The 25753-nt window shown below is 72.4% G+C and carries 16 protein-coding genes and 4 pseudogenes; 8 read left to right on the top strand and 12 right to left on the bottom strand.

What is annotated here, in order from left to right; genetic code table 11:
• The 10 genes from ABZT12_RS37585 to ABZT12_RS37540 form a co-directional block, all read right to left on the bottom strand.
• Positions 1 to 282: carboxyl transferase domain-containing protein (locus ABZT12_RS37585; protein ID WP_356393824.1), on the bottom strand; the 282-nt coding region annotated here is incomplete at its 3' end.
• A 64-nt stretch (positions 283 to 346) separates the two neighbouring features.
• A complete protein-coding gene (locus ABZT12_RS37580; protein WP_356393822.1) occupies positions 347 to 547 on the bottom strand; it encodes an acyl-CoA carboxylase subunit epsilon in 201 nt (66 codons plus the stop codon).
• Positions 548 to 1574: 1027 nt separating this feature from the next.
• Entirely contained in the window at positions 1575 to 3875 is a 2301-nt protein-coding gene (locus ABZT12_RS37575; protein ID WP_356393819.1) for a condensation domain-containing protein, read from the bottom strand.
• Between the two features lie 427 nt (positions 3876 to 4302).
• Positions 4303 to 4458 carry a hypothetical protein gene (locus tag ABZT12_RS37570; RefSeq protein ID WP_356393816.1) on the bottom strand — a complete coding sequence of 52 codons (156 nt, stop codon included), beginning with the start codon at positions 4456 to 4458 and terminating at the stop codon, positions 4303 to 4305.
• A gap of 144 nt (positions 4459 to 4602) precedes the next feature.
• Positions 4603 to 5445, bottom strand: coding sequence for a 4'-phosphopantetheinyl transferase superfamily protein (locus tag ABZT12_RS37565; RefSeq protein WP_356393813.1), 843 nt, complete (start codon positions 5443 to 5445; stop codon positions 4603 to 4605).
• A gap of 532 nt (positions 5446 to 5977) precedes the next feature.
• Positions 5978 to 7318, bottom strand: coding sequence for a hypothetical protein (locus ABZT12_RS37560; protein WP_356393810.1), 1341 nt, complete (start codon positions 7316 to 7318; stop codon positions 5978 to 5980).
• Between the two features lie 19 nt (positions 7319 to 7337).
• Complete coding sequence (locus tag ABZT12_RS37555; RefSeq protein ID WP_356393807.1) at positions 7338 to 8420, bottom strand: SRPBCC family protein; 1083 nt, start codon at positions 8418 to 8420, stop codon at positions 7338 to 7340.
• Between the two features lie 1631 nt (positions 8421 to 10051).
• Positions 10052 to 10903 (bottom strand): AfsR/SARP family transcriptional regulator, encoded by an 852-nt coding sequence (locus tag ABZT12_RS37550; RefSeq protein ID WP_356393804.1) that lies wholly within the window; start codon positions 10901 to 10903, stop codon positions 10052 to 10054.
• 270 nt (positions 10904 to 11173) lie between these two features.
• Positions 11174 to 11839 carry a ScbR family autoregulator-binding transcription factor gene (locus ABZT12_RS37545; RefSeq protein ID WP_356393801.1) on the bottom strand — a complete coding sequence of 222 codons (666 nt, stop codon included), beginning with the start codon at positions 11837 to 11839 and terminating at the stop codon, positions 11174 to 11176.
• A gap of 468 nt (positions 11840 to 12307) precedes the next feature.
• Positions 12308 to 12961 (bottom strand): ScbR family autoregulator-binding transcription factor, encoded by a 654-nt coding sequence (locus tag ABZT12_RS37540; RefSeq protein ID WP_356393798.1) that lies wholly within the window; start codon positions 12959 to 12961, stop codon positions 12308 to 12310.
• A 2818-nt stretch (positions 12962 to 15779) separates the two neighbouring features.
• Here ABZT12_RS37540 and ABZT12_RS37535 point away from each other — a divergent pair.
• The gene (locus tag ABZT12_RS37535; RefSeq protein ID WP_356393795.1) at positions 15780 to 16775 is read left to right on the top strand and encodes a ScbA/BarX family gamma-butyrolactone biosynthesis protein; all 996 of its coding nucleotides are present in this window, start codon (positions 15780 to 15782) and stop codon (positions 16773 to 16775) included.
• Between the two features lie 81 nt (positions 16776 to 16856).
• Here ABZT12_RS37535 and ABZT12_RS37530 read toward each other — a convergent pair.
• A pseudogene (locus ABZT12_RS37530) lies at positions 16857 to 17009 on the bottom strand (IS701 family transposase); the annotation flags it as partial.
• A gap of 240 nt (positions 17010 to 17249) precedes the next feature.
• Between ABZT12_RS37530 and ABZT12_RS37525 the strand changes: the two are divergent.
• The 6 genes and pseudogenes from ABZT12_RS37525 to ABZT12_RS37500 form a co-directional block, all read left to right on the top strand.
• Positions 17250 to 17441 (top strand): annotated as a pseudogene (locus ABZT12_RS37525) (IS1380 family transposase); the annotation flags it as partial.
• Positions 17442 to 17647: 206 nt separating this feature from the next.
• Entirely contained in the window at positions 17648 to 19156 is a 1509-nt protein-coding gene (locus ABZT12_RS37520) for a hypothetical protein (protein ID WP_356393793.1), read from the top strand.
• A gap of 15 nt (positions 19157 to 19171) precedes the next feature.
• A complete protein-coding gene (locus ABZT12_RS37515; protein ID WP_356393790.1) occupies positions 19172 to 20299 on the top strand; it encodes a hypothetical protein in 1128 nt (375 codons plus the stop codon).
• Positions 20300 to 20303: 4 nt separating this feature from the next.
• The gene (locus ABZT12_RS37510) at positions 20304 to 20927 is read left to right on the top strand and encodes a TetR/AcrR family transcriptional regulator (protein WP_356393788.1); all 624 of its coding nucleotides are present in this window, start codon (positions 20304 to 20306) and stop codon (positions 20925 to 20927) included.
• 435 nt (positions 20928 to 21362) lie between these two features.
• A complete protein-coding gene (locus ABZT12_RS37505) occupies positions 21363 to 22553 on the top strand; it encodes an IS110 family transposase (RefSeq protein ID WP_356393785.1) in 1191 nt (396 codons plus the stop codon).
• A 15-nt stretch (positions 22554 to 22568) separates the two neighbouring features.
• Positions 22569 to 23831, top strand: a pseudogene (locus tag ABZT12_RS37500) (NF041680 family putative transposase); the annotation flags it as partial.
• 7 nt (positions 23832 to 23838) lie between these two features.
• On the opposite strand, the gene ABZT12_RS37495 reads toward ABZT12_RS37500, so the two are convergent.
• A complete protein-coding gene (locus tag ABZT12_RS37495; RefSeq protein ID WP_356393782.1) occupies positions 23839 to 25377 on the bottom strand; it encodes a transposase in 1539 nt (512 codons plus the stop codon).
• A 94-nt stretch (positions 25378 to 25471) separates the two neighbouring features.
• Between ABZT12_RS37495 and ABZT12_RS37490 the strand changes: the two are divergent.
• Positions 25472 to 25624, top strand: a pseudogene (locus ABZT12_RS37490) (transposase); the annotation flags it as partial.
• Positions 25625 to 25753: the final 129 nt, after the last annotated feature.

Raw genomic sequence — 25753 nt, 5'->3', positions numbered from 1 at the left:
CCGCCGCAACTGCTCGACCTCCCGGAACGACCCCGCGTCCAGCAACAGCCCGATCCGCTCCCGGGCCGTCAGCTTGCCCTTGGCGTGCTGCGCCTGGGTCGCCTTCTCGCTCGGCCCGGCCTGGGCGGTGGCCCGGATCGCGTGCAGTTCCGCGACCCGGCCGCGGATATCGGCCGGGACGGCCGGCGCGGCCGGCGCGGGGGCGGCCGGGGCCTGTCCCGCCGTTCCCGGCGCGGCCGGTACGTCCGGCACGGCCGGAGCGGGGGCAATCGTCATCGACATGTCGTCAGATCCCTTTCTCGGGGGCGGGGCATACCGGTCACCGCCGTCAGCGCCATCCCTGCCATCACTGCCAGCTGCGCGGTGTCCGGTACGTGTCCGGCCGCCGCCACCAGCGGAAGCCGTTGACCGGCCGCTTCTCGTCGCCGTCCGCCGCCACGCCGCCGCTCAGTGCGATCAGTACGACGGTGAGCGCGGCCAGTTCCTCATCGCTCGCGTGCCCGCGCTCGATGCGCAGGGCGGGCTCCCCGCGGTCCGATTCACCCATGCCCCCTCCTCCAGCGTCCCGGCCACCGTCGGTCATCCCCCTCAAGACCCGCTCTCGGCACACTCGAAGCAGCCCCGAACCAGCCACCGCGAAAGGGCGCAGAAGAGGGCCGGAGGGGGCCGGAAGGCGCAGGAGGGGGACGACAACGGCGGGGGTGGCGGGGGCGGTGGTGACGGCGGGGGCGGAGGGAGGGTGGAAGCGGCGGCGGGGCGGGGGCCAACACGGTTTCGGGGTGCGGTGGCTGGGGGTCGCCGGGCATGCCCCGGTGCGGAATGGGTGCAGGCGCGGCGGAGGGCGCGGACGCAGGCCCGGGGGCCTGGGAGCGGGAGGCCGGGGGCCGGGGGCGGCATCAACGTCGGTTGGGGGGAGGGCGGTTGGGGGGCGTCGGGCCGGGGAGCGGGCCTCGGGAGGCGGACGCTGCGGCGGAGACGGTGTGGTGAGGGTGGGGCGCCAACACGGTTGCGGTGGAGGGCAGTTGGGGGGTCGTCGGGCGTGCCTCGGTGCGGAATGGGTGCAGGCGCGGCGGAGGGCGCGGACGCAGGCCCGGGGGCCTGGGAGCGGGAGGCCGGGGGCCGGGGGCGGCATCAACGTCGGTTCCCGGGCGGCCGGCTGGGGGGGCGCCGGGCCGGGGAGCGGGCCCCGGGAGGCGGACGCTGCGGCGGAGACGGCGGAGGCGGCGGAGGTGCGGCAACGGCGGGGGCGGTGCGGCGGCGGTGCGGTGACGGTTGGGGGGCGGCAACGCGGGTTCTGGGGTGGGTGGTTGGGGTTGGCCGGTGGTGGCCGGGGGGGTGCGGGGTCGGTGGCGGGTGCGGGCGGGCCCGGTCTGGCGCGTTGAGGCTGTCGTCTGGTTGCGGGGGCGGGTGCGGAGCGGCGTTGCGCGGGGGCGGGTGTGTGCAGGGGGCTTCGTTCGCGGGAGCCGGGTTGCTCTCGTGGCCCTGACTGCCGTAGGACAGGCGGGTGTTGGACGGGGGTGTCCGGCGGGCGCCGGCCGGCCGGGCGGCCTCCCCTGCCGTGGGGGCGTGTCCGGCTAGCGGGTGCGGGTGTGCAGTGACTGCAGGGCGCGGGCGAGGGCGCGGGCGCTTTCGGGGGCGCTGCCCAGGCCGGTCATGACGACCGCGGCGGGCGGTCCGGGCCGGGCGCGGACGGTGCGGGCGATGTCGTAGGCGGCCCGGGCGGCGGGCCCGCTGCCGCACAGGACCAGCCGTCCGGTGCCGCCCAGGAGTTCGTGCAGGACGGCAGGGGTCATGGCGGGGGTTCCCTCCAGGCCGAGCGAGACGATCCGTTCGGGGCCCCGGTGCTCGCGGGCGAACTGCTCATAGGTGCCGGGGGTGACCCCGGGCACGGTGATCAGGCAGACGGTGTCGGCGCCGGGCTGTCCGGGGCGCAGGACGGCCAGCGCGAAGCGGCGGGCACCGTGGCCGCGGCGGGTCACCCGCGGCACCCGCGCACTCTCCAGCAGCGCGAGGACCTCGGCGACGGGGGTACGGCCGTCCTGGTGGTCGGGGAGGGCGCGCAGCAGGTGCAGGCACTGCGACAGCGTTCCGGAGGCGTCCGCGTCGGCCAGGCAGGCCCGGTCGTACTGCGCGGACAGCACCAGGGCGCCCTCGGTGTCGTAGCGGGCCAGGAGGGTGACGGGCAGACTCGTGTCACCGCTCGCGGACTGCGGCACCGCGGCGCGGATGCCCTGCGCCTCCAGTTCGGCCCGCACGCTGGGGGGCAGTTCGGGCCGGCTGTCGAACCGGATCAGGGTCTGCGGCAGACCGCCCCCGCCGCCCTCAGCGTCGCCGGCACCAGCGTCACCGCCCTCAGCGTCACCGCCCTCACCGTCACGGGTACTGCCGGTGCCGGTGCCGCTGCCGGTGCCGGTGCCGGTGCCGGTGATTGTGCTGTTGTTGCTGCCGGTGCCGTCGCTGCTGTCGGTGCTGTCGGTGCTGTCGCTGCTGTCGGTGCTGTCGGTGCTGTCGCTGCTGTCGGTGCTGTCGGTGCTGTTGTCGCCGCCGGTGCTGTGGTCGGGGCGGCTCCATTCGCGGATGCGTTCGCCGGGCACCCATGCGTAGGCGCTCAGGTCCAGGGCGGCGTCCCGTACCTGGCGCAGCAGTTCCGTCAGCGGCCGGGCGGGATCGACGGTGACGGTCATCGGCAGCGGGTTGCCCAGCAGGCCGGGGATGCCGGCCGCGCCGCGCAGCGGCAGGTCCCGGCCGCAGTGGTGGAGTGCGAAGGTGACCGGGAAGGGGCCGTGCGCGCCCGCCGCCCGGTACAGCAGCAGCGCCCATACCACGTGCAGGGCGCTGCTCTCCCCCGCCCCGCGCAGCGCGGCCCAGGCCCGCAGCCGGGCCGTCTGCGGCGGGCGCAGCCGGCGCTGGACCCGGCCGGTCCCGGCCGCGTGCCGGCCCGGGCGGCCGGGGCGGCCGGGGCTGGACGCGGCGTGCGGCGGCGGCGCGGCGGCGGCCCAGAACGCGCGGGCGGCGCCGGTGTCCTGACGGGCCAGCCACTGCGCGTGGTCGCGCAGGTCCGGGCGGCGTTCGCCGCCGGGCAGCACGCCCCCGGCGGCGTAGGAACGGTAGAACTCCCCCACCAGCAGCCGCGCACCGCGCTCGTCCAGCAGCGCCCGGTGGTACGTCACCAGCACCCGCACCTCCGGCCCGCCGCGGGGGAAGCCGTCCCCGGCGGCGCCGAAGGGGCCCTCCAGCAGCGTCACCCGCAGCAGCCCGGGCCGGTGCAGGACGAAGCCGCGCATCCGGTCGTGGTGCAGCAGCTCCGGCCAGCCCGTCTCGTGCCGGGCGTGGCGCACCACCTCGATCACGGCCCGGTCGTGCAGCACCAGCCGGGGCGTGCCGCTCCAGTCGAAGGACGCCCGCAGGACGGCCTCGCGGTCGGCGAGGGACTGCCACGAGGCGGCGAAACGGACCTGGTCCAGCGGCCCGGACCAGGTCCAGAACAGCTGCTCCACGTGACGGCCCGGCCCGCCGCGCCCGCCCACCGCCGCGAGCAGCAGGTCACGCTGGTGCCCGGCCACCGCGAACATGCCGCCCGCCCCGGCCGGCGGGGCCAGCAGGTCCGCCGCCAGCTCCGCCGTGAACTCCCCCGCCTCCCCCGCCTCCCGCAGGCCGGCGGCCGGCTCCAGACGCAGCAGATGGCCGCCGCGGCCGTCCGCGTCCAGGGTGACCGTGTACTGGCGGTGGCGTCCCGCCAGCCGGGCCGCCACCGCCTCCGCCCCGGCGGCGTCCAGCGGCGCGCACAGTTCGAAGACGAGCGGCGTCCCGGGCGCCGCCCCGGGCAGGTGGAGTACGGCCAGGACCGCGCCGGTGTGCCGGTGATGACGGTTCATCCGCTGCCCCGGGCACCGGCATCCACCGCCACGACGAGGCGGCCCGGCCCCCTGCCCTCCCTACCGAATCGTTTCTGCAATGGATACCCCGCCCATCCCCGCACACAGCCGCCCGCCCCGCCCCGCCGGCCGCGGCCGGCCAGAAACCCACCCCGCACCCGGCCCAACCGGCCCAACCGGCCCGCCCGGTCCGCCCGGCCCAACCGGTCCGCCGGCAGGCCTGACACCCCGGGTGCCCCCGGTGTCCCGGGTGTCCCGGGTGTCCCGGACGTCTCGGCGGCCCTGGACGCCTGGGCGGTCCCGGACGCGGCACCCGTCGCCGGCCGGGCGGGCACGCGCGCTACGGCGGACGGGACAGGACCGGCGCACGGGACGGGGGTGGGACCGGCGGCCGCGGCGAAGACGGCCTGGAGTGCGCGAACTGCCCTTAGTGCGGCGGCTGTTGGGAGTAAGGGAGCTGCTCGTGGTGCGGGAGCTGTTGGGGGTACGGGGGCTGCTCGCCGTGCGCGGACTGCTCGTGGTGCGGCGGAAGCTGTTGGGGGCGCGGGGAGGGCTTGTGGTGCGCGAACTGCTGCTGGTGCAATGCCTGTTGGGGGTGCGCAGGCTGCTCGCGGGGCGTGAACTGCTCGGCGGGGGGTGCGGGAGTCGGGGGCGGTGGGCGGGTGCGGGTGGGCGGCGGGCGGGTGGGCGGCGGGCGGGTGCGGGTGGGCGGCGGGACGGTGGGCGTTCATCGCCCGGCGGAGCCTCCCGGCCCCGGGAAGCTTAGTGTCCGCGCAGGTGACAGCCCTGTTCCCTCAAGTGCGTGTGGATCAGTCCGAGGCGGGGTCTCGACCGTGCCGGGCCGCCGGTGGGCCTCGCTGACCAGATAGCCGCCCTGGACGAGGTGGGTGGCGAAGACCCAGGTGCGGGCGGCGGGGGATTCCTCGGCCAGCACGGTGTGCCCGTGTTCGTCCCAGCCGAACCCGAAGGCGTTGAAACGGCGCCGCATCCCCTGCCCCAGCGCCTTGGTGTAGGCCTCTTTCAGGGTCCACAGGCGCAGGAAGCGGTCGGTGCGTTCCGGCTCGGGCAGGGCGGCCAGCAGGGCGCCCTCCTGGGGGGTGCACACGTGCTCGCGCAGCAGGTCGAAGGAGACACGCCGGGCGGCGGACTCGACGTCCACACCCACCGGGCCGCCGCGGCCGGCGCCGACCACGATCAGTTCGTCGGTGTGGGCCAGGCTCAGGTGCACTTCCTCGCCCAAACCCCGCAGCCGGGGCCGGCCGCCGGGCTGGTAGGCGAGGTCGAGGGCGTCCGGGGAGACCTGGAGCACCTCGGCTGCCAGGTACTTCATCACCACCCGCGAGACGGCGAAACGGAAGCGGCCCGCCGGCGCGGGAGTCTGCCGGTAACGCGTCCAGTCCCGCCCCAGCAGCGTACGCAGCTGCGGATCGAGCAGCGCGGCGGTCAGCCACTGGCCCCAGGTGGTGTGCACCACGGCCCACCCCTCCTCCTCGAACCGCTCCCGCACCGCATCCCACGGCCCCTCCGGCCCGGCCACATGCTCAGGCGCCGCCCACTCCCCCCGACTCACACCGCCCTCCCCGTCCCGACTCACACCGCCCTCCCCGTACCCAACCCAACCAACCCGGCCACCCTCGCCAACCCGGCCAACCCGGCCGCCCTGGCCGCCCTGGTTCTCGTATCCGCCCGGGCCGCCGCCGTGGCCGGCCTCGCCGCCCCCGCCCTCGTATCCGCCCGGGCGGTCGTATCGGCCCGGTCCGTTCTGGCCGTCGTGGTCGCTCCGGCCGCCGTGTCTGCCGTACATCGCCGTCCCTTCCGCTGCCCCGGATCGTCCCGCGTCGTCCCGCTTCTGCTCCCGCTTCCGTGTCCTTCCCGCCGCCGCACCGCGGTGCGTTCCTCTACGCCGTCGTGTCCGCCGCCTGCCGCACCGGCACCGTCCGCCGTCCTGACGGCCACACCCGGCACACCCGGCACACCCGGCACACCGGGTACACCGGGCACGCCGGCATGGCGCTGCTCCGGCGGGGGCGCTGTTCGGGTGGTGGAGGGAGCCCGGGCCCGTGTGCGAGGGGCGGGGGCGGTGGCGGGGGCGGGGGTTTGGTTCACCACAGCAGCCTGGTGGCGTGCAGGTCGCAGTCGATGCCGTGGCGGGTGCGGGTGGCCAGTTCGCTCCAGAGGGTGTCCTGGGGGCGGGTGGTGGTGTCGGGCAGCGGGACGCCCAGGCGCTGGGTGATGCGGGTGAGGGCGAGCAGGGCCCAGTCGGGGCGGGCGAGGAAGCCGGGCGGCTCCTGCCGGGCGGCGGCCTGTCTCACCCCGAGCACGGCCGCGGCCACCAGCAGCAGGGCCTGCCGGTCGGCCAGGGCTCTGGCCGCGGGGTCGGCCGGGTCCAGGGGGCGCGCGGTGCGGCACGCGGCGCGCAGGGCCCGCTGCTCGGTCACCAGCCGCCGCGCGAGACGTCCCAGCGCGGCACCCCCCTCGCCCTCCCCCTCGCCCTCGCCCTCGCCCGAGCCGTCACTGCTGCTGCCGGTACCGGTACCGGTGGGGGTGAGGGCGGCCTGCACGGCCTGGTCTCCCTGGGCGCCGTAGCCGGTGGCGGGGAGGGGGCCGGTGAGGCGGAACAGGGGGTGGGGGCCGGGGTTCGCGGCGGGGGTGGGCGGGGCGGGCAGCAGGCGTACGAGGCGGGCCTGCCAGGCGGCGGCGGCCGTCCAGTCGGCCCGGACGGCCGCCCGGTCGCGGACGAGGGCGGTCAGCCGCAGCCGTTCCAGGGAGGCGGGCGCGAAACCGCACTCGTTCAGGACGAGTTCGAGGTCGTCCAGCAGATCGGTGGCCAGGTGCGGCACGGCGTAGCCGGCGGCGGCCACCAGCACACCGCTGCCCTCCCCGCCCGTGCCGCCGCCGCCGCCGCTGCCGTGGGGGTGGGGGTGGGGGTGGGGGTGGGGCGGGTGGGTGCGCAGGGCGAGTGCGGTCAGGCTCTCCAGGGCGAGCAGGTCGGCGAAGACGGCGGCCAGTGCGGGCCGCCACTGCCGTACGCCGGGTTCCTGGTGTCCGCGGGCGTCGACGACCGCGGCGGCGTCGCGCAGTACGCCGCCGGCGGCCGCGACGAGGCCGGCCTGCCCCAGCAGGACCGTCCAGGCAGGGGGTGCGGTGGGCGTGCCCCAGGCGTGGCCCAGGGCGAGGCCGCGGCGGGAGGCGGGGCGCAGGATCCGGGTGAACTCCTGTGCGCCGCCGGGCAGTTGATTCTCCTGCGGGGTCAGGAGTACGGCCGCGGCGGCGGGGCGGGGCGGGGCGGCCGCGGTGGCCAGGGCGTGCAGTCCGCAGGGGTTGCGGGCGTCGCGGGGGTCTCCCAGCAGTGCCTCCAGGCGCAGGGCCCGCAGGGCGGTGGCTGTCATCGCCGGCGCCGCGGGGGCGGCGGGCCGCACGGGCGGGGGCGGGATCGGGGTCATCGCCTGTCTCCTCCGGGGGTCATCGCAGACGGCGTACGGCGCTCTCGGCATGCCATTTGGCAAGGCCCAGGGCCTCGGCGGCGGCGGCGCCCAGTTCGCCGCGCAGGTGCCGGCGGGCGTCCGCGAGGCCCGCGCCGGCGCCCAGCACCGCGGTGACGTCCTCCTCGCGCAGCATGATGCGGCGGGCGCAGACGGCCCGTACGCCCCAGGCGTCGGGTGCCAGGTACCACTCGCCGCTGTGCGCGGCGATCAGGGCGGGGTTGAGGGTCTCCTTGTAGACGATCCGCCCGGCGTGGGGGAAGCACAGCCGTACCGACCGGGCCACGCTGCGGGTGCCGCTGTCGGTGCAGGTGTCCAGGGTGACGAACTGGATGCCGGGGCGATCCTCGCTGACCTGGGTGCGTTCGACGTGCGGGAGGAGGTCGGCCCAGTCACCGATGCGGTAGAGGAAGTCGTAGACGACTTCCAGGGGCCCCTGGATACGGACGCTGTCTTCGAAGGAGAGCAGCAGTTCATCGAGGTGCTGCCAGCGTCCGGCCGTCTCCCGCACCCGCTCCAGCCGGTCCAGGATCTCCGCCCCGGCCACCTCAGCCACCCCGGCCACCCCGGCCGCGCGGGCCGCGCGGGCCGCGCGGGCCGTCTGCGCGGGGCCGGAGGCAGTGGCCGCCCCGGAGACGGAGACGGACGGGCTGGCGGGGGTGGAGGCGGCGGACGGGCTGGCGGCGGGGGTGGGGGTGGGGGTGGGGGTGGGGGGCAGGTCGTGGCGCAGGGTGAGCAGGGCGTGTTCCTCGCCGTCGGGCCGTACGCTCCAGGAGCCGGTCTCCGGCGTGGCGGGCCAGCCGCTCTCGCGCTGCTCGAAGTCGATGGAACGCGCCTGGGGATCCAGCACCCGCCGCACCAGCAGGGAACGCACCCGCCCGCCCGCCGTCTCCCACACCCGCAAGTGTTCCTCGCCGCCGTCGAGGCCGACCCGCTCGACATGGACGGCGAAGGGCCACAGCACCGGCCAGCGGGGCGCGTCGGCGAGCATGCCGTAGACGACCCCGGCGGGCGCGGCCACCTCCACCGTGTGCTGGACGGAGCGCCCTCGGCCGTACGCCATCAGCGGGCCCCTCTCTCCAGATGGGCTCCACGCTCCACCCCGCCCCCGCAGTACCACTCGATCCCCGCTGGAGACCCCCTGCCGGCCACCGCACCGCCCCTGCCGCACAAGAACCGCCCGCCACCGCACCGCCCCTACCGCCGCACCAGGACCGCCGGCCCCGCACCGGCCCTACCGCACCAGGACCGCCGGCCACCGCATCGCTCTGCTGCACCAGGACCGCGGCCCCCGCATCGTCCCTGCCGTACAAGGACCGCCGGCCACCGCATCGTCCCTGCTGCACACAAGGACCGCCGGCCCGGCGGCAGGGGGTGAGCGAGCCTGGGTTCCGGTCGGGCGGCCGGGGGTTGCGGGCAGGCGGCAGAGGTGCGGGTGCCAGCGGCCGGGGCTGCGGGCAGACGGCCTGTCCCGCATGGCCGGGCGGGGTTCCGGGCGGGCCGCCGGGGTTCGTGCAGGCGGCGGGGTTCCCGTGGCCGGCCGTGGCGGCCAGGGTTCCGGGCGGCGGACGTGCGGCGTGGCGGCTGGTGCACCAGGGTGGCCGGATTCCGGGCGGGTGGCCGGTGTACCGGAGATGGCCGGTGTCCGGGCGGCGGACGTGCCGCGTGCGGCTGGGGTTGCGCGCGTGAGGCGGCCTGTGTCCCGCGTGGCCGGCCGTGGCGGCCGAGGTTGCGGGGGCGGACGGGCGGCGTGGCGGCTGGTGTACCAGGGTGGCCGGGGTTCGGGGGCGACCAGGGTTCCAGGCGGCGGCGGGTGTACCGGAGGTGGCCGGTGTCCGGCGGCGCACGGGCCGCGCGCGGCCGGGAGTCCGGGAGTCCGGGAGTCCGGGAGTCCGGGAGTCCGGGAGTCCGGGAGTCTGGGAGTCTGGCCGGCGCACCGGAGATGGCCGGTGTCCGGGCGGCGGACGTGCCGCGTGCGGCTGGTGTACCGGGCGGCCCGGAATCCGGGCGGGTGGCCGGCGCACCGGAGATGGCCGGTGTCCGGGCGGCGGACGTGCCGCATGGGCGGTCGGTGTACCGGGCGGCCGGGATTGCGGGCGGCCGGCCGGCGAAACCGGAGATGACCGGTGCACCGGTCGGTGCACGTGCGCATGGGCGGTCGGTGTAGCGGCGGTGGCCGGTGTGCGGGGTGTCGCGGAGGGGTGGCCGGCTGTGGGGTCCGCTCCGCGGAGGGAGGCGGAGGGATGTCCTGCCCGCTCTCCCTGCGAGACCCGCTCTTCGCCTCGGGTTTGCCGGCCGGCTTCCCGCGGACCGCTCCCGCCGGCGGTCCTGCCGGTGGATGGCCCCGGGCGGCGGATACTCCCGTCGGCGGGGGCGGCCGGTCCGGCCGGTGTGTGCCTGTCCGGCCCGCCGTGGCCGGGCGCCGGCTGCCTCCCGCGGGCCGCCCCGGGCGGTGGCTGCCCCGGGCGGTGGATACCCCCAGGCGGTGGCTGCCCCGGGCGGTGGGGGGCGGCCGGTATGTGCCGGCTGGCCGGGCGGCCCGGTCTGCTGTGGCCGGGGTGTGCGGGCCGACGCCCGGCGGGGTGGAAGCCGTCCGACGCCCGGCGGGGTGGAAGCCGTCCGACGCCCGGCGGGGTGGAAGCCGTCCGGCGGGCGGGGGCGGGGTGGAAGCCGTCCCGCGGGCGGGGGCGGGGGTCAGCCGACGGGTGTGCCGGGGGTGAGAGAGGTGAGCGGGGCGGCGGCGGGGTGGCGGGAGAGGGAGGCGGGGACGCCCTCGGGGCCGGCCATGAGGATGGAGCGCTGGAGTTTGCTCAGTCCGGCGGAGGGTTCCAGGCCCAGGGTGCGTACCAGGGTGGCGCGCAGGCGCTGGTAGGCGTCCAGGGCCTCGCCGCGCCGGCCGGAGCGGTACAGGGCGAGCATGTACTGGCCGCACAGGCTCTCGTGGGTGGGGTAGCGGCTGACCAGGACGGTGAGTTCGGCGAGCAGTTCGCGGTGGCGGCCCAGCCGCAGGTCGGCCTCGATGCGCTGGTCCAGCGCGCACAGCCGGCTCTCCTCCAGGCGTTTGATCTGGGTGGCGAGGTGGCAGCCGGCCTGGACGTCGGCGAGGGCGGGACCGCTCCACAGGGCCAGGGCCTCCCGCAGCAGGCGGGCGGCGCCGGGGCCGTCGTCGGCGTCCATGGCGCGGTAGCCGGTGCCGGCCAGCCGCTCGAACTCCCGGACGTCGCTGGTGCCCTCACCGCTTTTGAGGAGGTAGCCGCCGGGCACGGTCAGCAGGACGTCCTTGGCGGTGCGCGCCCCGCCGTCACCGCCCTCCTCCAGCGCGACGGTGATCAGCTCACGCAGTTGCAGGATGTAGGTCTGCAGGGTCGGGCGGGCACTGCGCGGAGGGCGTTCCCCCCACAGTTCCTCCGTCAAAGTGGCCACCGGCACCACCTGGTCGGCGTGGAGAGCGAGCAGAGCCAGGACCTGGCGGGGCTTGGGGGCGGTCGGCGTGATCGAGATGCCCTTCTCCCGCACCGCGAGTGTGCCGAGTATGTCGATGTCCACGCCGTCTCCCGGTGTGCTGCGGCCGTCTGTGAAGCGGTTGTGTAGCAACACCGAGTAAAAAACAGCACGGGCGGTATGTCAATACCAAGCCGGACACCCTACTTTCCCCCGATCACCGCACGAGACCGGCTCGAGCCAAAGCCCGCATTCGCGGCATAAGGGGTGATAGGGGGCGGCCGGGTGGTGCCGGGTGCGGGTTTTCCCGGGTGTTTGACCGGACCATTACCGCACCATTGCCAGACTGTGCAGTCTGTTTTGTTGGTGGTGTGTTCACTCGGTGTCCTCGCCGGCGGGCGGGGCCGCGGTGAGGGCGGCCTGCTGGGGGCGGGCGGCCAGGCGGGGCAGGACGAAGGCCCAGAAGCCGGCCACCCGCTCGCCGGAGAGCCGGCCCGGCTCCGCGCCGCCCAGCACCTCCAGGCCGACGGTGGCGGCGACGATGGCCCCGGCCGCGTCCCCCGCGCAGACGCCCTCGGCCAGCTCGCCGCCCTCCTGGGCCTCCTCCAGCAGGTCGCCCACCCACGTCTGCCACCACTGCTGCAGGGCGCCGGCACCCTTGCGCGAGGGATCCGCGCCCAGCCGGAAGCCGGCCCGCACCACCGGGTCGGCGCCCGCGAACGCCAGCAGCCGGCCCGTGGCACCCACCAGCGACTGCAGCAGCGTGGCGGAGGAGGAACGGCACTGCTCCGCCAGCGCCTGCGCACACTCCGCCGCCGCCGACTCCACCTCCCGGGCCAGGGCGTCCTTGCTGGCGAAATGGAAATGCAGCGCCCCCGCACTCACCCCCGCCCGCTTGCTGATCGCCGGCAGCGACGCCATCGCATACCCGTCCTCGGCGAACACCTCCGCCGCCGCACGGACGAGGGCCTGGCGCGTACGGGCCGCGCGCACCTGCTTGACCATCACGTCCTCCTCCTGGGCGCGGGCGGAAACCGCCAATCGCCGAATCCGCTTCCCCGGGGGCGTGCAGCGTTCCGTTCTCAGACATTAGCAAACCGCATGATTGGTTGGTTTGCTAGAGTCCGGACTCTACCCCTCCTAGTGTAGCGATCGAGTCACCCCCCGTGAGATTGCCTGTTCGCCCCCAGGAGTAACCACCGGCCGGGACAGAGGGGGCGCACACCTCGGGGCCACGACAAACGGCACAGTCGGTATGTTATGGGGTGGGGGGCCTGCCGGGCCGGCCGGTTTCCCGGCGGTCCGGGGCGACGGCCGGCGCGGTGCGGCGTACGGGGAGGGCCCGGCGGGGTTCCGGCCCACGCCGGGCCGGGCAGAGGAAACCATCCGCAAGGTTTGCTGCCACCGGGGGCAGGGGTGCGAAGTGCCCGGTATGCCCGGCGCGGCCGGCCGGCGGGGAAACGCGGAACCCGTCCCCGCACCGGGGTGCGGGGGTCGCACCCGCGCGGACTACAGCAGCACGGACTCACCGGCGTGGCGGAGCATCTCCATCACCCGCGCACCCCGGTCTGGGGCGCTGTCCACCATGATCAGCGCGGCGGGAGTGGCCACCGCCGGCAGGGTGTGACGGTAGAGCACCGAGACACGGTGGCCCAGATCGGCCCAGTGGGCGTTCATGTGGGAGACGGTCTCGGTGCCGATCCACGCCCCCAGGAAGAACTCCGCCGTCTCCCGCGGATCGACGTGCGGCAGCACCTCGCCGCGCTCCTTGGCCTCCGACAGCAGCCGCGTCACCAGCAGGGTCCACGCAGGCCACGCACTGCCGAACAGGTCCCGCCCCTGCGTGTCCGCCGACAGGCGGATACCCGCCTGCAAAATCGCCTCCCGCGGGATCCGGTGCGCCAGCGTCATGCCCAGGTCCACCCACTCCTGCAGCTTCAGCTCCCTGGGCGACCAGTAGTCGGTGGTGATCTGCGCATCCAGCACACCCCGGGCCAGCGACTCCTTGGAGTCGAAATGAAAGTAGAGGGCGCCCTTGGTCACACCGGCACGCTCAAGGATCTCGGCGATGGTCGCCGCCGCGTAACCACGCTCGGCGAAAACTTCGGCAGCCGCATCGATAACAGCACGACGGGTCCGTACCGCACGCTCCTGACGCGCCATGGGACCCTCCTCAGTTGAAAACAAAACCGAACGGGACGTACCTTACCCCATTCCGGCCCTCTACCACGGAACACAGCACAGGAGTCCCGTTATTGGCCGAAGTACCCATCATCGCCGCATGAACCCCCGGAGACGACCCCCCACCCCACACCCCCCACACCCCCCACACCCCCCACAACCACCCGCCAGACACCCCGCAGACACCGTCACACATCCCGCAGACACCACAGACACCACAGACACCGTCACACATCCCGCAGGCACCGGCGGGCACCGTCAGACATCCCGCAGGCACCGGCCCCCCGTCCCCGGGTCCACCCCGGATCCCCGCACGGACAAACCTGCCGGCCGGCACCACCCCGCCTACCAGTTCCCCTCTCCTCAGAAGAGGCGGCGGAAGAGGGCGGGCAGGGGAAAGGGCGGGCAGCGCAGGCGCCGCTCTCCCGCAGCAGGCAGCCCCCACCGCGACAGCAGGCTTGGGCCCCCACCCCGCCCGCGGCACCAGCCCCGCCCCACCGGCCGGCCGGCCCCGGGCCCGCTCCCACCCACAGCAGCCGCACCCGAGCCGGTCACGCCCGAAGCAGAGACGCCGGCGAACAAGCCGACGCCCGCGCCGAACCGCCCGGCACAGCAGCCCTGCCGACGCCCCAGAACGCACAGGACACACGGCACCGCCCGCCCCGGCCACCCCACCCCCCGGCGGCCACCGTCCACCACCCGGCGGCCACCGTCCACCCCCCGGCCGGGGGCGGCTCCGGCCGGGTCCGGCCTCCGGCTGCCGCAGGCCCGAAGACAGCACCACACGGCCAGACGCCCCCGACAGCAACCAGCCCGCCCCCGCCCCCGCCCCCGCCCCCGGCGAGCCGGATACCCGCCACCCAGCCCGCCCCCGCCGGCGGCCATGGCCGAAACCCCACACTGTCTTGAACGGGGTTCTCAGGCTCCGGACGAACGGCGAGAAGTGGCCCCACCTCTCGAACAGGCGGCCGACATGTCACCCGGGCCCCTGGCGGCCTCTTCTCGCTGGCTGCGCTTGTGCGCGGGCCACCACGGGCTCGGCAGTCGAACGCTTGGCGGAGCCAGCTCTCACCGTTCAGGTGGGGCCGCTGGACCCCGTCGCAGACACCCACACCCCGCCCAGCCCCCAACACCCGCATCCCCTCCCCCACCACCCCACCCGCCCTCTCCAACCCCGCCGCCCCGCCGCCCCGCGCAAAAAGCCTCCCACCCAAACGACGACAGGCACCCTCACGCGACACCCCCCAGCAGGCCGCCCCATCCAACGACACCCACCACCTCCCCCCGGCAGCACCGCCTCCACCCGGCACCTCCCCGCCGTAGCCACCGCCTCCACCCCCACGATGCCGCCCGCCCAGCCCACCCACCCCTCCCCCGCCGCCCCCTCTCCCCCAGCGCCCGCACGAAGGCCCCAGCAGACGGCACGGCACACGGCCGGCACAGGCGGGACAGACAGCCGCCAGCCAGACGACGGGCACGGGAGCAGCAGACGCCGGACAGCAGCTGGCCGCCGGCAGGTGACAGGTGGCGGCAGACGACAGGCACGGGGGGCGGCAGACGCCGGGCAGCAGGTGAAGGGTGACGGGAGCTGGAGAGGACACGTGCGGTGCCCGGGCCCGGACCCGGTGACCCCCCAGGACATCCGCTCGACAGGGGGACACAGTCATGCCGGGCCCGGAAGCCAGCGGCCCTCTTGCAAAACCGCGAAGAACACAACGAGGGCAGACGCCGGACGGCAGGTGACGGGTTAGGGGGCGGAGAGGAGGGCGGCGCACACCGAGTAGCGGACACCGAGTGGCGGGTGGACGGCCAACCGGCCAGGCGGCGAATGACAGGCCAAGGCCACGGAGAGGCGACAGGCAGCAGCCAGCGCGGGTGGCCGCGGCCGGTCGACACCCGCCCGGCAGAAGCAGCCGCGCCACCCCCACCGGTGAGGGCCACGGCCCCGCCCGCGCGGACACCTCCTCCCGCCCTACAGCACCACCCCTCCCCGGAACAGATACAACGGATCCCCCAGCCCGCCGTCGAGCACCCCCACTGGGCGATGCTCCACCAGTACCGCAACCCGGACAACGCAGGCGCCGCCACACCGGCCCAGGAGACGAAGGCATCGCGGCAAGCCGCGCTCCCGGAACCGGAACGCCCCAGCGGACACCGCGAAAACCGCCGCTACCCGGCCGCGTACCGCCCAGACGCGTACCGCCGATACCACCACCACACACGGCGGATACCGCAGCAACGACCAGAAGAGCGGACACAGCAGGAGCGCGGCCGAAGGCGCCGGACCCGGCCCCCCACCCCCACCCCCCACCACCCACACCCGCCCCACACCCGCCCGGCCGGCCGGCGGACCACCCCCCAACCCCCCACCCCCGGCCCCGCCACCACCCACGACAACCAGCCCACAGAACAAACACCACCAGCACCCCCCACCACCCACACCACCAGCCAGCCCGCCAGCCGCCAGCCGCCAGATCAGCCAGTCAAAACGGTCGGTTTCCGCACCCCACCCCCACAGAAACCCACCCCCGGACCAGAAGAAAACCGCAGTACAGGTTTTGAACAACCACCCCCCACCACCAACCGACGCCCCAAATACACTTTCCGCACCGTTTATACCCCCACAGCCATCGTGAACGGACGCAAAAATGTATGACTAAACGGAACTTTCCGGAATCAAAGGTTCACCTTATCCTCACAACGCTTGGCAAACCTTTTACCTGTGGGCCGATTCAAGAAAACCGGTAGGTCCGTATCTTATAGGCGTCATCGCACCACGCATCACGACGGGGGGTCCACGATGAACAGCACAACCACCACCCAGACCCACACCGCACCACCCGCACCCGCCGCACCACCCGCACCCGCACCGCCCGCACCACAGCTGACCACCACCGTCCCCAAGGAATACGTCCACCGCGCCAGCCTCGCCGAGGTCTTCCTCACCGGCTGCGAAACCCGCGACGGACTCACCTTCTCCCTCACCGGCCAATGGCCCCGCGCCCACACCCTCTTCACCACCCCCGACGGCATCAGCCACGACCCACTCCTCGCCGCAGAGACGTTCCGCCAAGCCGGCATGTACATCTCCCACACCGAACTCGGCGTCCCCCTCGGCCACCACTTCATGATGTGGAACCTCAGCTACACCACCCACCTCCCCCACCTCCGCATCGCCTCCCACCCCACCCACTTCAACCTCCACCTCAAATGCACCAACCTCACCCGCCGCAAAACAACCACCACCCGCGCCCACATGGAAATGACCATCCACCGCGACAACAACCTCCTCGCCCACGGCGCCATCGACTACTCCACCATCACCCCCACCGCCTACACCCGCCTCCGCGCCAACCAACCCCACACCCCACCCCACCCCACACCCCGCAACCCCCTCCCCCCACACACCGTCGGCCGCACCCACCCCACCGACGTCCTCCTCACCCCCACCACCCACCCCCACCGCTACCAACTCACCCCCGACACCAACCACCCCATCTACTTCGACCACACCAACGACCACATCCCCGGCATGGTCCTCCTCGAAGCCGCCCGCCAAGCCGCCACCCACCACCACACCCCCCACACCCTCACCCCCACCAACGCCACCACCCACTTCCACCACTACGCCGAACACCACCACCCCTGCTACATCGACATCACCCACACCGAACCCGAAACCAACAACACCACCACCACCCACATCCACGCCCACCAAAACCACCAAACCATCTTCACCACCACCATCACCGGCCCCACCACACCCCCACCCACACACCAAGCAGCACTCCGCTAGGTCCTGTCTGCGTCTTCGTGGGGAGTGTGTTCCGGCAGGGAAGGCGCTGGTAGCAGGTGGCGCAAGTCCACGTCCAGCAATTCAGCAGGACCTGGATGCCGTCGAGGGTCTGGTAGAGAGTGAGTCCGCTGTATCGGCTTCTGGGGCCAGGCGCTGTTCGGTCAATAACGCATGCGCGGCGGTGACCCGAGAGACGTGGTGATGCCAGCCGGTACAGGAACGTCCCTCGAAGTGAACCGCTCCGGGTCTGATGAAGGCTCGATTCCCTGAGAGGATCGAGTCATGGCACGTCCGTCCCCCGATCCTGCTGAGCTTCGTGAGCGTGCAGAGCGCATGGTGCGGAGATCCGCCCGAACTACCCGACCGAGCGGGCCGCGATGAAGGCCGCCGCCGCGAAGCTCGGGATCGATGCCGCCGAGACGGTGCGGACCTGGGTCCGCCAAACCGAGGTGGACGCCCGCCAGCAGCCCGGATGCCGGGGCACGGTTGCTGGGGGCGGATCTCGCTGATGCCACGAGTCTGAGCGCCGCGTACTCCGCCGCTCTCAGGTCCCTTCGGCCGTGCGGGACCGGGCATGACCCGGGCCGGACGGCCACCGACCCGGCGGTCATGCCCGCCGCCGGTGGTGAGGCGATTGCGGATCTGGCCGTGCTGTGGGAGCAGGCAGGGTGTTCGGCCCGGAAGCGGAGCCGCGGCACTCTCTACACCAAAGGCCCACGTGGGCGTCCCAGCCGGCCGTTGCCCCGGCCGGACCGTGGGAGGTCACTCCGCCGGACGCGACGTCTCGCGGGAAGGGTGGAACATTCAGGCCGTACCTGTTACCTTCCCCTCCGCTCATACATTCAGCCATGGCATGTATGAATGGAGGCGGCATGCGAGGAAAGACGGCCGTGGTGCTTGGCGGTAGCGTGGCGGGACTGTGCGCCGCGGGAGTGCTCGCGAGGCATTTCGACGAGGTGATCGTCCTGGAACGGGACCGGCTCTCGCCGGACGCGCAGCATCGGCGGGGCGTGCCGCAGAGCAAGCACCCGCACTTCCTGCTCAACTCCGGGCGTCGTGCGATCGGCGAGATCTTTCCCGGATTCGAGGAGGCACTGATCGCCGCGGGCGCGATGCGCCTGATGCCGTCGATGGACGCGGCGTACTGCGAGAACAAGGGCTGGGCCCCGCGCAAGGCCGGGTCGATGACGATGCTCTACAGCTCCCGCGTGCTCATCGAGCGGGTCCTGCGCGACAAGGTCCGCGAGCTCCCGGCCATCGAGATCCGCGAGGGCGTGACCGTCACCGGACTTCGTTCCACCGGGGGCGGCACCCCGCGCGGGCGCGTCGAGGGAGTCGAGTACCGCGCGGGCGACGACTCGGGTCACCTGTCCGCCGACCTGGTCGTCGACGCGCTGGGGCGCGGCTCCTGCGTCGCCGACTGGCTGAGCACGGCGGGATGGCCGGCGCCGCCGGAGAAGACCCTCGACGCCAAGGTCACCTACACGTCGCGCTGGTACGACCTGCCGCCCGCCGACCGGCGTCCACCGGCGTGGTGGTGGAAGCACCTGGTCATCACTCCGACCCAGGACACCGGCGACCATCCCGAGGAACACGAGTTCCTCAGCAACTTCTTCCCGATCGAGGGGAACCGCGCCATCGTGTGCATGGGGGCGTGGGGCATCCGGATGCCGCGCGAGGTCGACACCTTCGAGGCCGCGGTGGACCGCGTGCGGGCCAGGTCCTTCGGGCAGGCGACGCGTGCCTGCACTCCGACCTCCGGGGTGCACCTCACTCGTTCGACCGGCAACAAGTGGCGCCGCTTCGACCTGCTCGACCAGCCCCCGCTCGGGCTGGTCTGCGTCGGGGATTCGATCTGCGCGTTCAACCCGTTCTACGCCCAGGGAATGAGCTCGGCGGCCCGCTCCGCGCTGATCCTCGCCGAGATGCTGCCCGGCCACGAGGTCCTCGGCCTCGCCTTCTTCCGCGAGTTCCTCGCCCGGCAGAAGACGTCACTCGACGTGCCCTGGATGCTCGCGATGGCCCGTGACCAGGCATATGACTTCGCGACCGGGAGTGAGGTCGTCGCTCCCTGGCGCCGCAAGCTGGCCGCGCGCCTCAGCTGGCCGGTCTTCAACGCCATCAACGCCACCAGCCGCGAGGACGCCTACGTGGAGCGGACGTTCGCCCAGGTCTTCAACCTCGACATGTCGCTCAGAGAGATGACCACCGATGTGCGGTTCTGGTTCGGCATCGCGCGCTACAAGGTGCGTCAGCGGCTCGGACGCACGGTCGTGCCCGGCGAGTTCGACGACCAGCAGGATCCGCCCGGCACCGACTTCACCGGCCAGACCCGCGCCGGCAGCTCACCGTACGCCGAGACCGGCCTCGTCAATGACTGACCCGAGGACCGAAGAATGAGCTTTTCATGCGACGCAGCGGCCGAGCGCCTCGCCGGAAAGCTCGGCTTCTCCTGCCATGACGCCGATCCCGTCATCAACTTCCGCAACCCCTTCGGTCTCGAGAACGGCACCATGCCGTTCCTCGAACTGATCGTCATCGGCGGTGCGGTGTTCGCCCTCGTCCATGCGTGGCGGCGGTGGCGGCGCGAGAGCGACCCGGTCAACATCTCTCTCTGGTTCGCCTCGCTCGTCTACCTGGCGGTGATCGAGCCGCCGCTCTACTTCCCGGCCTGGTTCGGCCTGGAGAAGCACGTCGGGTTCATCTTCTCCCACAACGTGTTCACCGTGCAGTTCATGTACGACCGGCTGCCGCTCTACATAGTGGCCTTCTACCCGGCGCTGTCGCAGCTCGCCTACGAGGTGGTCCGCGCTCTCGGCGTCTTCGCGCGACGTGGACTCCTGCTCGGTTCGCTGGCGGTCGCGTTCACCTGCCAGGCATTCTACGAGATCTTCGATCAGCTCGGACCACAGCTGAAATGGTGGGCCTGGAACCCCGACAACGAGATGATCAACCAACCGGCGCTCGCCTCGGTCCCGATGAACAGCATGTTCCTGTTCGCCTCGGTGTCCTTCGGCGCGATGACCTACCTCGTCGTCCGGCTGGTCGGCGCGAAGGACGGCCGGGGCACGCTCACCGGCCGGCAGACCAGCCTGCGCACCGTGGCCGCCGGCGCCCTGACACCCTCGGCGATGGCGGTCGCCGGCGTGCCCAGCAACCTCTTCCGCGGTGGGGACCACCTTGGGATCCAGCAAGCCATCCTCGGCGCAGAGCTCGCCCTGGTCTGGATCGTCGGCCTCTGCCTTCTCGCGGACGCCTGGCGCGCGCAGCGAACAACTCCAACTCCCGTGGTGTCGCCGCTGTTCGCGCAGATCTATCCGGCGCTGTACCTCGGCGTCCACATCATCCTCTGGCTGGTCGCATTGCCGGCCTACCTCGCGGCAACCGATGGCATCACCGAGCAGGGCACGCCGATCGGCAGCCTGCGGTACACCATGCTGTGCACCGTAGCCGCAACCGGGCTCGTCGTGGCCGTACTCCGCGCGACCATGTCCCGACGGACCACAGAGCCTGTGCGATCCTAAGACCATGGGGCATCACGGCTGGGGAGGCCGGCCACCCGCATCGGACGCGGAGGCCCGCCAGCGCATCATCGACGCCACCGCCCGCTGCATCGACAGGCACGGTGTCACGAAGACAACCCTGTCCGACGTCGCCGGCGAGCTCGGCGTCACCCGCCAGACCGTCTACCGCCACTTCGGCCGCATCAGCGACATCATCGGCGAGGTGGCGGCCCAGGGCGCCAAGTCGTTCGTCGACCTGATGATCGCGCACCTGCAAGAGATCACCGACCCGGCCGAAGCCGTGGTCGAAGGCATGATCTTCTGCGTACGGACCATTCCCGCCGAGCCACGCGTGAGCCTTCTGCTGCAACTCGCAGACACCACCGCCTTCGGCCGCAGCGCCACCACCAGGGACACCATCGCCTACGGCGCCAAGATGCTGCAGCGCTTCCCCGTCGACTGGGCCGCCGCCGGCATCGCCGAGGACGACCTCAACAGCCTCGCCGAGATCATCATGCGACTCCTGACGTCGCTGCTGCAGCACCCCGGCGAAGCAGCACAGGACGAAACCCGGCTCCGCACCTTCCTCAACCGCTGGCTCGCCCCGGCACTGTCCCGGACACCAGCATCCGCGCCCCCGCGTTCGTGAACGCTCACCCTGACGTAAGCTTTTCTTTTATCTTCTGGCCTCGAACGGTGTCCCGAACGAGGTCACTCACCTGGGCATTCGCCGGACACGAGGGCGGCCTTCGTCTGATCCTGTGCTCCGTCACGAGGAGAACCAGTCGAAGGCCGATGTCATGAGTGTGGTGTGCCGGATGTCCGGCGGGAAGCGTTCGCGGAAGCGTCACGCTTCCCTACGTTGTTCTGCGGGACGCGGTGAGCCCTTCGTATGGTTGACCCGCCCAGGGGTGTCGGGTGTGGCTTTCACGCTTCTGCCGTTTGTGGCTTGCCCGGATTGGCCGCCCGACGCCCCACGACGACTCGGCTGCCAATTAGGAATTGCGAATGATCGCTCCGTAGGGAATCGACAGCGAGGTCGTCCGTCGGGAGGCATCAGCAGCACACCGTACGGAGGCACCACATGGCCACGATCTGGGCCGGCATCGATGCAGGCAAGACCCACCACCACTGCGTCGCGATCGACGAGGGCGGCCGTCGGCTGCTGTCGCGACGCGTCACCAACGACGAACCCGAGCTGCTCGAACTCCTCGCCGGCGTCCTGGCCCTGGGCGAGACGGTGACCTGGGGCATCGACCTGGCCGACGGCGGAGCCGCCCTGGCCATCGCGATCCTGATCAACCACGGTCAGTCGGTGCGCTACATCTCCGGCCGGGCCATTCACCGCGCCTCCGAGGGCTACCGCGGCGAGGGAAAGACCGACGCCAAGGACGCCGCCGTCATCGCCGACCAGGCCCGCATCCGCCGCGATCTACACTCCTTACGCGCCAGCGACGAGACCGTCACCGACCTCAAGATTCTCACCAACCGCCGCACGGACCTGGTCGCTGACCGCACCCGCACCGTCAACCGGCTCCGTGCCCAGCTCACCAGCATCTTCCCCAGCCTGGAACGGATCCTGGACCTCGCCAACACAGGCCCGCTGACCTTGCTGACGGGCTATCAGACTCCGGCAGCTCTCCGCCGGATCGGCGTCAAACGGCTGGAGACCTGGCTGCGCAACCGCAAGGTCATCCGCGCCGACCGGCTCGCCGAGACCGCTGTCCAAGCCGCCGAGCGCCAGCACACAAGCCTTCCCGGAGAGAAGCTGACCGCCCAGCTGGTGCACACGCTGGCGAAGGAGGTAATCGTCCTCAACCAGCAGATCGCCGAGGTCGACAAGCTCATCGAGGCCCGGTTTCGCGACCACCACCACTTCGAAGTGATCACCAGCATGCCCGGCCTGGGCGTCATCCTCGGCGCCGAGTTCCTGGCCGCCACGGGCGGCGACATGGCTGCCTTCGGCACCCCGGACCGCCTTGCCGGCTTCGGTGGTGTCGCGCCCGTTCCCCGCGACTCAGGCAAGATCAGCGGGAATCTACGGCGTCCCCAGCGATACAACCGCCGCCTCCAGCGCGTCTTCTACACCTCGGCGTTGTTCAGCATCCGCTACTGCGAAGACTCGCGCCGGTTTTACGACCGCAAGCGCGCCGAGGGCAAGCGTCACACGCAAGTGGTCCTCGCCCTCGCCCGCCGCCGTGTCAACGTCCTCTGGGCGCTCCTGCGCGACGGGCGGTGCTACCAAGAGACGCCCCCCATCGCCCTGGCGGCTTGACAAACACCATTAGGAATCCGAGCAGAGTTCTACGAGTGTCTGACCGCCCGGCGTGACGAACTGTTCGAACTGACGGATGCGGTGCTGTGTGCGGACGGTGCGGTGAAGTCCCCGGTGGACCTGACGCTGCTGCCCGAGCATCGGCGTGGGCACGGAGCGGTATACGGGGGCCTGAACCACGGCCGGATCGATGTCGAGCAGCTGCGGACGGTGCTGGCCGGGCTGCCGCTGCCGCGGTTCGACGGCGGGCGTCTGGTCCTGGCCGTCGATGTGTCGCCATGGCTTCGTTCGGACGCGCCGTGCTCCGCCGAGCGGCTGTTCTGCCATGTCTACGGCCGCGCGAAGACGGCGTCGCAGTTCATCCCGGGCTGGCCCTACTCCTTCGTCGCCGTCCTGGAGCCGGGCGCCACCTCTTGGACCGCGATCCTGGATGCGGTCCGGCTCGGGCCGGTGGACGACGCGACCGCGGTCACCGCCGCTCAGCTGCGGGAAGTCGTTGAACGGCTCATCGCCGCGGGTCAGTGGCGGGCCGGGGACCCGGACATCGTGATCGTGAGCGATGCAGGCTACGACGTCACCCCCCTGACCTGGGTCCTGCGCGATCTGCCGGTCGAGCTGGTCGGCCGGGTCCGCTCCGACCGCGTCATGCGACTGCCGAAGCCGCCTCATGTCTACGACCCGAAGGGCGGCCGGCCGCCTAAGCACGGCCCGGAATTCCGCTTCGCCAAGCCGGAGACCTGGCCCGAGCCCGCGATCACCACGGTCACTGCGACTACCAACTACGGCAAGGCCGAGACGCAGGCATGGGACCGGGTCCACCCAAGGCTCACCCACCGCTCCTCATGGCTCGACCACGACGGTGAACTTCCCCTGGTTGAGGGCACGTTGATCCGGTTGAAGGTCGAGCATCTGTCGAAGGACCGTGATGCCCCGCCGGTGTGGTTATGGTCCTCCAAGACCGGCGTCACTCCGGACGACGTGGACCGTTTCTGGCAGGCATTTCTCCGCCGCTTCGACCTGGAGCACACCTTCCGCTTCGCGAGGCAGACCCTCGGTTGGACCACCCCGAAACTCCGTAGTCCCGAGGCGGCGGACCGCTGGACCTGGATCCTGATCGTCGCTCACACCCAGCTCCGGCTTGCCCGGCCCCTCGCCAAGGACCTCCGCCGACCCTGGGAGAAACCAGCTGCCTCCGGCCGGCTCACCCCCGCCCGGGTCCGCCGAGGGTTCAGGAACATCCGCGCTTACCTGGCGAGGCTGTCGCACGGCTCCGGCCCGGTGACGGTCAAGAGCGATTCTTGGGCGTGTGGTTGATGAGCTTGTTGAGGTTGTGCACCGTGCCGAGCAGCTTGATCTCGGCGTCCACCGCCTGGCGGCCGCGATAGTTGAGGCGCCGTCCGAAGCGTTGGAAGATCTGGGCGAATCCCGGCTCGACCAGGGCGCTCCGTTGACGGTACTGAGCCCGTCCTGTTGGAGTGGCGAGGCGGGCCGCCATGTCCTGCTGGCCGGCAGGGGCCTGCTGACGTCTCGCGGGAAAGCCTGCCTGGTCAGCGTCGCTGGTGACCGAGACCAGTAGCGGGAGGTCGGCGAGGGCCTCGAAGGACGCGGCGGAAGCGTACCCGCTGTCGGCGAGCCAGAGCTGGATATCGCCGGGGAGCCGCGCGGCCTGGTGATTGTGCCGCGTCTTCTTCACCATCGGAACGAGGGCCGTCCTGTCCGAGGGATTGTCGTGCGCTTCGATGGCCAGCAAGAACTGACGGCGGGCGCACACGATCTGAATGTTGTATCCCTGCAGGTAGCCGCCGCGTTTGCCGGGAATCAGCCGGGAGTCGGGATCGCTCAGGCAGGCACGGGACTCCGGAGAGGGAACCGGCCGGAGTGTGCGGGCCCGCTCCAGCCAGGCCCGCATCTTCACCAGTCGCGTTCGCTGGCGGACGAGGACGGTCTTGTGCTCCATCGGGACCGGCGGCCGTCCGTTCGCTCCACGACGTCCTGCCGCCCGGTCCTCTTTGACGCGGAGCTCGTACTTCTTCAGCTTCTCCTGGTGCGCCTCGGCCTCGGTGGCCAGACGCTTCTCCGCGCGGGCCACCATCCGCTCGGCAGCTTCGACCTTGATCCGGATCTCGATGGGTGAAGGCATAGCCCGTTCATGCAGTCTATCCCTCGCCAAGTGGGCCCGGGTGAGCCGGTCACACAGCCGGGACAGGCGAGGCCAGTTGTCGCAGGCGTCCTCGGCATCGTCTTGTGCTGCCGAGCCGTCGGCCTCGACGCTCAGCGCGTGGTCGACTGCATCCTCCATCAGCGCGTGGATCTCTTTGTCGCACTGGGAGATGGTCTCCTCCAGGCGCTGGAGTCGCTTGTTGGCGTCGCGTGAGGCGTTCGCCTCCATCGGTGAGCCGTCCACGGCCACCGCCGAAAGGTCGACCAGGCCACGTCGGCCGCACAGCGACAACACCTGCACGAACAGCGAGTTCAAGGCAGCACGGTGGCGCCGTACGAACCGCGCGACGGTGGAGTGGTCCACTCGGCGGTTCGCGGTGATGATCCGGCAGCCCACGTCGTCCCAGCAAGCCTGCTCGATGCGGCGGGAGGAACGCACTCCCTTGCTGTAGCAGTACAGGAGCAGCGCAATCAGGCTCGCGGGAGGGTAGGCCACCCCGCCCCTCCCCTCGTCACGGTAGCTGTTCTCGAACGCCGATAGGTCAAGCAGCTCGACGATGCCGAGCACCTTCCAGCACAGGTGCTCGGGCGGCAGCCACACCCGCACATCCCGCGGCATCTCAAGATCACGTTCACGGTCGCACGACAAGAAGTTCCGCCCCACCAACCAAGATTCCGACGTTTCCTTGATCCTCGGAACCGAACAACGAATCGCTCTTGACCGTCACCGGGCCGGAGCCGTGCGACAGCCTCTGGCCTGCCCGACCCGTGTTCCCAAACCTCGAGGCGTCGGCCCCGGACGGCCACCCGGCGTCAAGAACAAACACCGGGCACCCCGCTACGACGTCGGCAAGACCGTCAAACGCCCCGAGACCCTCAAGGCCATCGGCAAGCCCGGCAGATCTTGGTAGATAAAGAACTTCCCAATAGGGATGTCAAGCCGCCAGCGTGACTGATGGTGGGGGCTGGTAGCACGCTCCGTCGCGGAGCATGGCCCAGAGGACGTTGGCCCGGCGGCGTGCGAGAGAGAGCACTGCTTG

Source organism: Streptomyces sp. NPDC005423, assembly GCF_040606415.1.
In the GTDB taxonomy this organism is placed as follows: Bacteria; Actinomycetota; Actinomycetes; order Streptomycetales; family Streptomycetaceae; genus Streptomyces.
The sequence above is the reverse complement of the archived record's forward strand: the minus strand, read 5'-3'. Positions and strand labels throughout refer to the sequence as shown.

Bases quoted from the DNA above. Each gene is read 5' to 3' on its own strand.
- ABZT12_RS37505 (WP_356393785.1), top strand. From the start codon at position 21,363: ATGGCCACGATCTGGGCCGGCATCGATGCAGGCAAGACCCACCACCAC.
- ABZT12_RS37555 (WP_356393807.1), bottom strand. From the start codon at position 8,420: ATGGCGTACGGCCGAGGGCGCTCCGTCCAGCACACGGTGGAGGTGGCC.
- ABZT12_RS37580 (WP_356393822.1), bottom strand. From the start codon at position 547: ATGGGTGAATCGGACCGCGGGGAGCCCGCCCTGCGCATCGAGCGCGGG.
- ABZT12_RS37560 (WP_356393810.1), bottom strand. From the start codon at position 7,318: ATGACCCCGATCCCGCCCCCGCCCGTGCGGCCCGCCGCCCCCGCGGCG.
- ABZT12_RS37515 (WP_356393790.1), top strand. From the start codon at position 19,172: ATGAGCTTTTCATGCGACGCAGCGGCCGAGCGCCTCGCCGGAAAGCTC.
- ABZT12_RS37575 (WP_356393819.1), bottom strand. From the start codon at position 3,875: ATGAACCGTCATCACCGGCACACCGGCGCGGTCCTGGCCGTACTCCAC.
- ABZT12_RS37510 (WP_356393788.1), top strand. From the start codon at position 20,304: ATGGGGCATCACGGCTGGGGAGGCCGGCCACCCGCATCGGACGCGGAG.
- ABZT12_RS37520 (WP_356393793.1), top strand. From the start codon at position 17,648: ATGCGAGGAAAGACGGCCGTGGTGCTTGGCGGTAGCGTGGCGGGACTG.
- ABZT12_RS37540 (WP_356393798.1), bottom strand. From the start codon at position 12,961: ATGGCGCGTCAGGAGCGTGCGGTACGGACCCGTCGTGCTGTTATCGAT.
- ABZT12_RS37535 (WP_356393795.1), top strand. From the start codon at position 15,780: ATGAACAGCACAACCACCACCCAGACCCACACCGCACCACCCGCACCC.